The organism is uncultured Agrobacterium sp. (assembly GCA_913777615.1).
Classification (GTDB): Bacteria; Pseudomonadota; Alphaproteobacteria; order Rhizobiales; family Rhizobiaceae; genus Agrobacterium.
Window position 1 is genome coordinate 459,447 of sequence record CAJYTK010000013.1, and the last position, 10,280, is coordinate 469,726.

A 10,280-nucleotide genomic window follows, 5' to 3' on the forward strand; every position below is an offset into this window, starting at 1 on the left:
CCGTAGCTTCTAGGAAAAGTCATTGCCGCCATCCCTGACATCCATCACCGACAGCGCTTTGATTGCTCTCGACAATCTCGCTGACCGGGCAAGCGCGTTGACCAATCCGACATTGCGTCTTGGCGTCACAGGCCTGTCTCGTGCCGGCAAGACGGTGTTCATCTCGTCGCTCGTTCATAATCTCCTGAATGGTGGACGTCTGCCGCTCTTCGAGGCCATTCGCTCTGGCCGGGTGTCGAACGTGCGTCTCGAGCCGCAACCGGACGATGCCATTCCTCGCTTCCAATATGAAGATCATATCCAGGCGCTGGTGCGCGATCGTATCTGGCCAGATTCCACGCGCGCCATTTCAGAGTTGCGGATTACGCTCGATTACCAAAGCGCAAGCGGTTGGGGCCGCTGGTTCTCCCCCGGTCGACTGTCAATCGATATTGTCGATTACCCTGGAGAGTGGCTGCTGGATTTGCCGCTCCTGTCACAGGACTATAAGACATTCAGCGATAACACCGTGTCGCTGGCGCAAACTGGTGTGCGATCCGAACTTGCGCGTGAGTGGATGGAGATCGCTTCCTCCACTGATATCGATGCGCCCGCCGATGAGATGACTGCAAGGCGCCTGGCGGAAAGTTTTGCGGCGTATCTCAAGGCCTGCAAATCCGATGAGCGCTCGCTTTCGACACTACCGCCTGGGCGTTTCCTTATGCCGGGCGATCTGGAAGGCTCCCCTGCTCTCACCTTTTCGCCGCTTCCTGGTATCGGTGAAGAGAAAGCGCCCAAGGGATCGTTGCGCGCAATGATGGAACGCCGCTACGAAGCCTATAAGTCGATTGTGGTAAAGCCGTTCTTTCGGGAGCATTTCGCCCGCCTCGACCGCCAGATCGTGCTCATTGATGCGCTTCAGGCCGTCAATCGCGGGCCGGAGGCCGTTCAGGATCTGGAACGGGCGTTGGGCGATGTCCTTGCCTGTTTCCGCCCCGGCAAGAATAGCCTGCTGTCGTCACTCGTCGGTCGGCGGATCGACAAGGTGCTGGTTGCCGCAACCAAGGCGGATCATCTGCATCACGAAAGCCATGACCGGCTCGAAAGCTTAACCGCGCGGCTGGTCGACCGGGCCGTGACGACCATCGGCATGAGCGGCGCGGGTATTGAGGTGATGGCGCTTGCTTCGGTGCGCGCCACGAAGGAAGCGAGCGTGCGTCAGGACGGCGCGGCGCTACCGGTCATCGTCGGCACACCCATTGCTGGCGAGACGATCAATGGCGAGGTCTTCGATGGCAATCGCAGTACGGCGATCTTTCCAGGCGATTTGCCGGAAAATCCCGAGCCGCTGTTTCGTCGCATCGATGCTGAAGGCGCGTCTGCGCACTTGCCTGACGTCAACGTCATTCGCTTTCGCCCGCCGAAACTGGAAGAGACATCGGGCGGTATCAAGCTTTCAGTTCCGCACATCCGGCTCGACCGCGCCATGCAGTTCCTGTTTGGAGATAAACTCGCATGACAGACAACAATCACGGCTCGTCCCGCAGACCCTCGGCCTTCACCCTGGAAGGGGAGACCCGACCGGAAAGCTCTGCATCCTCTATCAGGCGTCAACCGCGAAGTTTCGATGAAGGCGTCTCCATCGTGCCGGACGAAGACGACGTGTTTCTCGCGCCACACGATATCGACCAGGCCGCGCTGCCTGTCGCACAACCGCGCCGTCACCGTTTCTCCTTTGGAAAGCTTGCGCTGGGTGCCATCGGCGTTCTGGTTTCGCTTGCCTTCGGCCTATGGGCCGATCAACTGATCCATGATCTGTTTTCGCGTTCGGATTGGCTCGGTTACACAGCAAGTATTGCGCTTGGCGCTGCGGTGGTCGCGGTTCTGGTTCTTGTGGCACGCGAGGTCTTCGGGATCATGCGTTTGAATGCGGTACAGTCGCTGAAGGCAGATGCGCAGGAGGCCGCTTTGCAGAAGAAGGCATCTGCCGCGCGGTCTGTGATATCGCGTCTGACAGCGGCTCTTTCGCACCGGGCGGAAACCGCGAAGGGCCGAGCCGCGCTGAGGGAGACCGATAACGATGTGATTGACGGGCCGCATCTGATCGAACTTGCCGAACGCGAGCTTCTCACGCCGCTTGACCGACAGGCCCGAGCCTTGATCCTTAACTCATCCAAGCGTGTTTCGGTCGTGACTGCGGTCAGTCCGCGAGCCGTCGTCGATCTGGCTTATGTCCTGTTTGAAGTAACCAGGCTCGTCCGCTCCATGGCGGAGCTTTACGGTGGAAGGCCCGGTACGCTCGGCATGATCCGGCTGCTGCGCGATGTCGTCGCTCACCTGGCGGTTACCGGTTCGATTGCTGTCGGTGATGGCCTTGCTCAGCAGGTCCTCGGTCATGGCCTGGCTTCGCGTCTCTCGGCGCGCCTCGGTGAAGGCGTCATCAACGGCCTGATGACGGCGCGGATCGGAATTGCCGCGATGGATCTCTGCCGCCCGCTGCCGTTCCGGGCGCTTAAGCGACCAGGCGTGAGCGATTTCGTGTCCGACCTGACACCCGATCTCACAGGCGCAAACAGAACTGAAAAGTCCTGATTTCGGGGCGGTTCGGGGGCCAAAGGTTACAATTCGTTATCCTTATTTGCCCGAAATATACCAAGCATTAACCATTCGCGACATAGATTGGTCCCACACAAAGCGGCTTACTCGCCAGGGAAAGTATCATGTTTTCGCGCTTCTTTTCGCTTCTGGGCGGGCTTGCCGCCGTTATATCCGTGAGCGGCGGATTTGCTGTATCCGAGGTTCAGGCTGCATCCCGTGAAGATGTCTTCTTCGGCTCGGTCGCTGGCACATGGTCCGGCCCTGGCGAAATCGTCGCGGGCAAATATAAAGGCACCAAGTTCAACTGCGACTTGACCGGCGAACCGCTCGGCGAGAAGGAAACCGGGATCAAGCTTGGCGGCACCTGCCGCGTCGGCGTCTTCAAGCAGCCCATGTCCGCCGTGATTGCCAAGAAGGGCGCGACATACGAAGGCAAGTTTCTGGATGGCTCAGAGGGCAAGGGGCTGGACGTAACGTCAGGCCAGGTCAGCGGCGACAAGGTCGTGCTGGGCATCAATCGCGCCAAGCTCAATGGGGCAATGGTCGCACGCGTCATGGATGACAACAAGTCTATGAATGTGACGATCTCCGTCAAGGTCGCGGATCAGATGATTCCCGTCATCGGCCTGACACTGGCTCGTAATGTTGACGCAATGGCTGTAGGTTCTATCAGACCGTAGGGGACGCTCGGAAATTTCTACTACAGCATCAGCCCCCAAAATCGGGATCGATCTTCGGAAAGGCACGGTGCGTAAGTTTAAAGAAGAAAGAGCGTCTATCTGCATCTAGCGAGACGCACGGCGCTCTAGCGAGCGGAAGTGGTCCACCATTCCCGCTTTTTGTTTGCGCGAACAATGCCGGATTTGTCTGCGTCGGACAGCCACTCGCTGACTCGCCTGCCATTCACCTCCATATCGGGTGCAATATCGGCAAGCGGCATCAGGACGAAAGCACGCTCCATCATTCTGGGATGAGGAATTTCGACACGCTCTGTTACGATGTGAGCGGCTCCGTAGGTCAGTACATCGATATCGATCGTGCGAGGTCCCCAACGCTCAACTCGCACCCGCTTCATTCCCCGCTCGATATCGAGACAGAGGTCGAGCAAAGTCTCTGCGGCCAGCCTCGTTTCGATCAAAGCGCAGCAATTGAAGAAATCGGCCTGATCGGTCTTTCCCCAAGGCGGCGTACGATAGAGTTCGGATACAGAAACCAAGCGGCAGTCGTCGTGAGCGTTCAGCGCAGCTAATGCTGTGGCCATCGCCGCTTTCGGATCACCTACGTTACCGCCAAGGCCGAGAGCCGCAGAGATCCATCTGTCAGGCATGCTGCTCGACACAGACTTGCGCATAATCGAGAATGCCAGGAACAGGTGCAGACGGTTTGCGGACCGTGATCTTGACGCGAACAATTTGAGGGTAGCGCTGGCGAAGGGCGGTGGCAATATCATTTGCCAGGGCTTCGATAAGGTAGCGCCGCTGGCCGACGACGATGCTCTCGATGACGGCGAAAGCCACGCCATAATCGACGGTATTACCAATCTCGTCGGTTTCGAGGGCGTTTCCGGCTTCCACTTCCATTTCCGCGTCAACAAAGAAGCGCTGCCCTAAAACCTCTTCCTGCACCAGCAGGCCATGGCGGGCGAAGAACGAACAGTTTTTCAAAAGAATGGTGTATCGGCTCAAGCGCGTGCCTCCTGTCGTTTTTTATCTTCCAGGACAGCATCAGCGACCGCCAAGGCATCCTTCGTCATGGACACGTTATGAACGCGGAAAATCACGGCCCCCGCAAGACGCAGAAGCGTGGTTGTCGCTGCTGTTCCCACATCGCGGTCAGCCGCCGCCTCCCGGCCCGTCAGCGCCCCGATAAACCGCTTGCGTGACGTTCCGGCCAGAATAGGCAGACCGAAGGCTAAAAGCTCATCGAAACGCGACATGAGAGCGACGTTTTCGCCCACATCCTTGGCAAATCCAAAGCCGGGATCCAGAACAATATGATCGCGCATAATTCCTGCGGCATCCGCAATGACCAGCGAGTGGTTTAGAAACGCAAACTGATCGGCAATCACATCGTCCAGTTTTTCGCGCTCCCTGCCCGTATGCATGATACAGAGACCTGCGCCGCTGGTCGCGACGACATCCGCCATCGCAGCGTCCTTCTGAAGGCCGAACACGTCGTTCACGATATGCGCCCCCGCCTCGACCGCCAGGCGCGCTGTGGACGAGCGGTAGGTATCGACCGAGATCAGCGCATCGGTCTCCCGACTGAGTCTTTCGATGACCGGAAGCACGCGGTCCTGCTCCTCGGTATCGCTTACGCTCGCTGCGCCCGGTCGGGTCGATTCACCGCCGATATCGACGATATGAGCGCCATCCTCGACACAGTTCAGCGCGTAACGAACCGCCTGCTCTACCGTTACGAAACGCCCGCCGTCGGAGAACGAATCCGGAGTGGCATTGACGATTGCCATGATAAGGCCACGCCCATCAAGTTTCACAGAGCGACCATGCGCCGCTTGCCATAGATTACCGCTGGCTGTTATCAAGTAACGTACGCCTTTCCGAACTCATGGAGTGCCTTGCCATTACTACCGATCCCGCTCCGTTCTCCGCACCGGCCGTTGAGCCGGTTTCGATTTTGTCCGGGCGCGGAACGGTCCATGAGGGATTGAAGCGTGGCTTACCCGCTTACTCGGCCACATTGCGCTCTATGCCGCAATCCTCCCGCAAGTTCAACATGAAGGCAGGAAAATGAAACAGCTTTCGGCTGCCTGGCGCGCCCTTCTCGCAGGCGTTCTTTTGCTGTCCTCTCTGCATGGCCAGGCCCTTGCAGAAGCCGTCAGCACAAAAACCTATTCCTATTTCACCATTGGTGGAAAGACTGCGGAAGATCTGGACCGTGAATTGTCGCAACGGGGTCCGATCACCAGATCGACGGGCTTTCGTCATCCCGGCGCAACCGAAATCAAATTCGGCGGCGAACTGACCTATGTCGAGAAAGACGGAAAATGCGGCGTTGGCACTGTCAAAGTTACGCTGCACACGAAAATTCTGCTACCCCGCTGGTCCAACCGCCGGCGCACAAATGCCGATCTCGCCCTGATCTGGGATACACTCTCAGCCGATATCAAGCGGCATGAGGAACGGCACGCGGAAATCGCTCGCGGCTATGCCCGGGATCTTGACCGACAGCTAGGTGAACTGCGCCCTCAATCCGATTGCGAGAAAATACAGGCGATGGTCGCGGAGGTGAGCCAAAAAGTCATGGACGCGCACGACAAGGATCAGTTGCGTTTCGACATGGTGGAATCAAAGAATTTCGACGCAAGAATGACGCGGTTGCTCAAACACCGTATCCAACAGCGCCCCGCTAATCGCTGAATACCCGCTTGCCAAAGGGGTTCGCCCCGCTCGCGGCCATTTCGACCTCGAGACCCGCATCTCGTGCTTTAACAAGACCGAGCGACTTCCGGGTGGCCCACATAGCGCAGCAAACTTGCTCCGACCCTTCGATAACGCGGGAAATTTTGCCGGATAATGACCGTTGATTTTTTGTCGTGGTCGCGCCAGGCAGACTCACTCTATGATCATCTCATCTGACAAACATTTTCATTCGACGACTTGGGAATCGTTGGGGCATATAGCGATCTGCATTACTTTCGTCGCGCGCTTCAGCTCTTGCAGTTTGACATGCCGATGTCGCAAGAAACACAGAATACATTGCGCGACATCACTATCACATGGGCTCTCCCGGTGCGTATGAGGCCGCAGGTGTCTTTCTCCGCCTGCTTAAGACGTGCCCAACTTGAGCGGCAGGCGGAGGATGAAACCCACTGCCGCTCAATCTTTTCCGCTAATTGCCTGTCGTTTAGCCCTGGCGTTCAGGAACGTGGACAACCAGACCATCGAGCTGGTCCGTCATCTTGATCTGACAGGACAGACGCGAGGTGGGACGGACGTCGAAAGCGAAATCGAGCATATCCTCTTCCATCGGCTCCGGCGGCCCTACCCGTTCCGTCCACTGGTCGTCTACATAGACGTGACAAGTAGCGCAGGCACAGGCACCGCCGCATTCGGCATCGATGCCGGGAATGGAATTGCGCACGGCGTTCTCCATCACGGTGGAGCCGTTGCTGACGTCGAGATCATGGGACGTGCCGTCGAAAGCAACGATTGTCAGTTTGGTCATTTCAAAAGATCCAGGAAGGTGTTTGAGAATTCTTCTAAACACATAGAAAGGCCGGCTACGATTGGCAACCCGTCAATGTGGCTGCAAACCGAACCGGCCGTCGAATTGGCGTAACCTTCGCCGCTCACCCCTAAAAGGGGACGTTATCGGCAGAGCTTCAGGATGAAGTTTTCGGCTTCTACGACCGCAGCCGAAAGTCTTGCTAGAACGGCGCTGTCGCATTGCCCGTTTTCAAGCGCTTCGGCTGCCGCAGAAACATTATAGGCCCCTACGGCATCTGCCGAACCTTTGAGCCGCCCCGAAATGACACGCATCGATGCCTGATCGGCAACAGCAAGTTCCTGCAGGACGGAGCGCGCTTGACGCGAAAACAGTTGGAGAACAGCGATCTCGATATCCTTGTCCCCCTTTGTCTGGCCAGCGAGGTGGGCAAAGTCGATGGGTTTTCTTGCCGTGACCGCGTTACCGCCGTGATTGTCCGGCGCTTCAAATGCGATGCTGAGCGCAGCCATTCCAGTTTTCCTTCGATTGTGGTGTTAGAGAGTGTTCCGATGTGGCTCACATGAAAGCAGGCTATTGTCGCTTTCCGCTGAAAATGGGGCGCCATTAGCGGGAAAATCTTTAGCTATGGTTAATTTATGTTAAACTTCTCATTATTCAGCGTTTCCGCGTCTTTTCCCGGTTTAAAAACTGTTAACAAGCAGGCACTTGGACCAGCGGTGCTGGCCGTGTTAATTGTTTAAAAGCCGCAAATGTGCCACTACCGTTATTCCACATCGCTTGCTCGTCCTAGGTTTGGCGAATTCGGCGAGCTGATGTATTTTTTGTCTTGAGAAGTGGGCGACCAATTTTCAGGGTTAGTATGAGCGGGCCACTGCATATCTTCGGGTATGGTGTCTTGCAGGCATGATGGCGGATATTCGTTTGCAGGCGGCGGGCGGATGAACGACATGAGCCGGGCGTATATGTAACGAGGCGTAACCGCATGGCGAACAACAAGTTTAGCGATTCGATCGACGAGACTGCATATCAGGCACTTGAAGATGCCTTGCAGCTCGGCGCTTACGAAAACCAGCCGGAGCCTCGTAGAAGGTCCACTCCAAAGCCCGCGGAGGCAAGAGTGCCAGAAAATAACAGACCGCGTAAGAACGAACAGCAGGCACAGTCTTCCGCTCAGGCGGCGGCACGCGCAGCAAGCGAGCAGCAGTCCCGCGCCGGTGGATTGGAAGCTGCCAATGACGGCACCAAGCGTAGCCCGGCCATGATACTGCGGTCGCTGGAAGCAGGCTCGATGACCGGCGCCGTGCGCAATGCATCTATCGTCTCGATCTTTTGGGCCATTGCCGGTATCGGCCTGGCACATGCCATTTATGGCGGACAAATCTGGGGCGTGGGCTCGCTCGCGCAGCTTTTCGCCATTCCCGGCCTGATGGCGATCATTGTCGGCATCGTCGTTCCGATCATGCTGTTCTTCGCTTTCGCCATTATGATGGCGCGCGCCAAGGACCTGCGAAACGCGGCGCGCTCCATGGCCGAAGTGGCACTTCGTCTTGCGGAGCCGGAAACCATCGCATCCGAGCGCATCATGTCAGTCGGCCAGGCGGTTCGCCGTGAAGTGTCTGCCATGAATGACGGCATCGAGCGCACGATTGCGCGCGCAACGGAGCTGGAAACCCTCGTTCATTCGGAAGTGAACGCGCTGGAACGCAGCTATGCCGACAACGAGCTTCGCGTGCGCGGCCTGGTTCACGAACTGACGGCCGAACGCGACGCGATCATCAGCCATGCAGAGCGCATCCGGTCTTCGATTTTCGGAGCGCAGGAACAGCTCAAGGAAGAGTTGTCATTGGTCGGAGAAGAGCTTTCGATGCGCCTGGCGACAAGCGGCGAAGCTTTCGCCTCTATGATCGACACACGTTCGGCAGCTCTGCTGGAAAAATCACGCGTTTCTACCGAAGCCATGGGAACGCTGATTGCGGCGAAGACCGAAAATCTTCTGAACGCGCTGAACACCTCAGGCGCTGCGCTCAACAATGAATTCGACCATCGCCTGCACGATCTCAGCAACACGTTCGATGAACGTGGCCGCGCGCTGATCGAGAAATTTGCGACGCACGCCTCAGCGCTATCGAGCGGCACGGAAACGCTCAACAAGTCCATGGACGAGCAGACGCGGCTCTTGAACGAGACGCTCACCAAACGGTCGCAGGAGCTGTCGCAGAACATAAGCCGCGGCCAGCAGGTCATCGACGGGTCACTGGATAAGGTGCTGGACAAGCTTTCAGCAACGCTGGAAGAAAAAGGCATGTCCTTCCGTCAGAGCCTTCAGAGCACGGCCGACGACGCAATCATGGATCTCGACCTGCGTTCGGGCCTGTTTGAGGAGAAGCTCCAGACCACGGTCGGTCTCGTCAACACTGCCTTCGATCAGCATGTAGCGGAGTTCGCTAGCGCCTTCGATCAGCGTGCTGGCACTCTCGACAGCAAGCTCATGGAAAGCCTGGCTCGCATCAACGAGACGGTCGCGGGCGGTACGGATTCGCTCAACGGCATTCTCACATCCAATATCGACCGGCTGAATAGCGCCCTCACCGACCAGTCGCTCGCCCTGGCAACATCTCTGGGCGCGGGCCAGGAAATGCTGGAAAGCTCGCTCGAGACGCGTACCCGGGAACTGACGGACGCACTGAGTGCCCGCACAAACGAAATCTCAAGCGCCATCGTCAACACGCATGAAAAGATCGATACGGTTCTTGCCGAGCGCAGCGCACAGCTTTTCGGTGCGCTAACCGAAACTCAGAACCGCTTCGACAGCGCGCTCGCAAGCCGCTCAGAGGCGATCACGAGCTCTGTCGCTGGATCCGCCGAGCAACTCGCCGCACTCTTGGATGAGCGCGCTGCCGCTATCAACAGCGTGGTCGCGGATGTCGAGCGCCGCCTGGCAGAAACCCTAGAAACGCGTGCTGCCGCCATCACAGGCGCAGTCTCAGGCGTAGAAGACCGCATCGCAGACACGCTGGACAGCCGCACCGCCGCGCTCAAAAACGTGGTCTCCGGTGCGGAAGAGCGGATCACCGATGCTCTCGATAGCCGCACCATGGCGATCGATATGGCGTTCTCCACCGCGGAAGAACGCATCGCGGAAACGCTCGATCACCGGACCTCGGCGCTTGGCGACATCGTAAGCGGCGTAGAAACGCGTCTGGTGGACACGCTCGATAGCCGAACGTCAGCGCTCGGCAATGTGGTCGCCGGTGTGGAAGAGCGCATTGCAGACGCGCTTGACAGCCGCACCATGGCCATAGACATGGCATTCTCCAGCGCCGAAGAACGCATCGCGGAAACGCTCGATACCAGAACATCCAATCTCACTAATATCGTCAGCGGCGTCGAAGGCCGTCTGGCCGAGACACTGGACAGCCGTACGTCAGCGCTCGGTAATGTGGTCGCCGGTGTGGAAGAGCGCATCGCGGATGCGCTCGACAGCCGCACCATGGCTATCGATATGGCATTTT

General features: G+C 57.8%; 9 protein-coding genes and 1 pseudogene. 5 read left to right on the forward strand and 5 right to left on the reverse strand.

Annotated features, from left to right (window positions below; translation table 11 throughout):
- Positions 1–22: 22 nt before the first annotated feature.
- The 3 genes from QZ862_RS13765 to QZ862_RS13775 all read left to right on the forward strand — a co-directional run bounded on the left by QZ862_RS13765 (position 23) and on the right by QZ862_RS13775 (position 3,257).
- Positions 23–1,498, forward strand: coding sequence for a YcjX family protein (locus tag QZ862_RS13765; RefSeq protein ID WP_296016227.1), 1,476 nt, complete (start codon positions 23–25; stop codon positions 1,496–1,498).
- Positions 1,495–2,571, forward strand: coding sequence for a YcjF family protein (locus QZ862_RS13770; protein WP_296100560.1), 1,077 nt, complete (start codon positions 1,495–1,497; stop codon positions 2,569–2,571). Before QZ862_RS13765 ends, QZ862_RS13770 begins: the two co-directional genes overlap by 4 nt.
- Before the next feature lie 128 nt (positions 2,572–2,699).
- Positions 2,700–3,257, forward strand: coding sequence for a hypothetical protein (locus QZ862_RS13775; protein ID WP_296016224.1), 558 nt, complete (start codon positions 2,700–2,702; stop codon positions 3,255–3,257).
- A gap of 125 nt (positions 3,258–3,382) precedes the next feature.
- On the opposite strand, the gene folK is transcribed toward QZ862_RS13775, so the two are convergent.
- Genes folK through folP form a run of 3 tightly spaced genes read right to left on the reverse strand, consistent with a single transcriptional unit; the run spans position 3,383 to position 5,047 of the window.
- Complete coding sequence (folK, locus tag QZ862_RS13780; protein WP_296100563.1) at positions 3,383–3,904, reverse strand: 2-amino-4-hydroxy-6-hydroxymethyldihydropteridine diphosphokinase; 522 nt, start codon at positions 3,902–3,904, stop codon at positions 3,383–3,385.
- Positions 3,897–4,262 carry a dihydroneopterin aldolase gene (gene folB / locus QZ862_RS13785; RefSeq protein ID WP_296016219.1) on the reverse strand — a complete coding sequence of 122 codons (366 nt, stop codon included), beginning with the start codon at positions 4,260–4,262 and terminating at the stop codon, positions 3,897–3,899. Before folB ends, folK begins: the two co-directional genes overlap by 8 nt.
- Positions 4,259–5,047 (reverse strand): dihydropteroate synthase, encoded by a 789-nt coding sequence (gene folP / locus QZ862_RS13790; protein ID WP_296100580.1) that lies wholly within the window; start codon positions 5,045–5,047, stop codon positions 4,259–4,261. The genes folB and folP overlap by 4 nt, the downstream gene beginning before the upstream one ends.
- Positions 5,048–5,327: 280 nt before the next feature.
- Between folP and QZ862_RS13795 the strand changes: the two genes are divergently transcribed.
- On the forward strand, positions 5,328–5,957 hold the full coding sequence (locus tag QZ862_RS13795) for a DUF922 domain-containing protein (RefSeq protein WP_296038026.1): 630 nt from the start codon (positions 5,328–5,330) through the stop codon (positions 5,955–5,957).
- Positions 5,958–6,444: 487 nt separating this feature from the next.
- Here QZ862_RS13795 and QZ862_RS13800 read toward each other — a convergent pair whose 3' ends face one another.
- Together QZ862_RS13800 and QZ862_RS13805 are read right to left on the reverse strand one after the other, a co-directional pair.
- On the reverse strand, positions 6,445–6,765 hold the full coding sequence (locus tag QZ862_RS13800) for a 2Fe-2S iron-sulfur cluster-binding protein (RefSeq protein ID WP_296016213.1): 321 nt from the start codon (positions 6,763–6,765) through the stop codon (positions 6,445–6,447).
- Between the two features lie 143 nt (positions 6,766–6,908).
- Positions 6,909–7,277 carry an Hpt domain-containing protein gene (locus tag QZ862_RS13805; protein ID WP_296038024.1) on the reverse strand — a complete coding sequence of 123 codons (369 nt, stop codon included), beginning with the start codon at positions 7,275–7,277 and terminating at the stop codon, positions 6,909–6,911.
- Between the two features lie 473 nt (positions 7,278–7,750).
- Here QZ862_RS13805 and QZ862_RS13810 point away from each other — a divergent pair.
- A pseudogene (locus QZ862_RS13810) lies at positions 7,751–10,280 on the forward strand (hypothetical protein); the annotation flags it as partial.

What these genes read in the sequence shown, in the direction of transcription:
- folK (WP_296100563.1), bottom strand. Translation starts at nt 3,904, where the DNA reads ATGCCTGACAGATGGATCTCTGCGGCTCTCGGCCTTGGCGGTAACGTA.
- folP (WP_296100580.1), bottom strand. Translation starts at nt 5,047, where the DNA reads ATGGCAATCGTCAATGCCACTCCGGATTCGTTCTCCGACGGCGGGCGT.
- QZ862_RS13805 (WP_296038024.1), bottom strand. Translation starts at nt 7,277, where the DNA reads ATGGCTGCGCTCAGCATCGCATTTGAAGCGCCGGACAATCACGGCGGT.
- QZ862_RS13770 (WP_296100560.1), top strand. Translation starts at nt 1,495, where the DNA reads ATGACAGACAACAATCACGGCTCGTCCCGCAGACCCTCGGCCTTCACC.
- QZ862_RS13795 (WP_296038026.1), top strand. Translation starts at nt 5,328, where the DNA reads ATGAAACAGCTTTCGGCTGCCTGGCGCGCCCTTCTCGCAGGCGTTCTT.
- QZ862_RS13800 (WP_296016213.1), bottom strand. Translation starts at nt 6,765, where the DNA reads ATGACCAAACTGACAATCGTTGCTTTCGACGGCACGTCCCATGATCTC.
- QZ862_RS13775 (WP_296016224.1), top strand. Translation starts at nt 2,700, where the DNA reads ATGTTTTCGCGCTTCTTTTCGCTTCTGGGCGGGCTTGCCGCCGTTATA.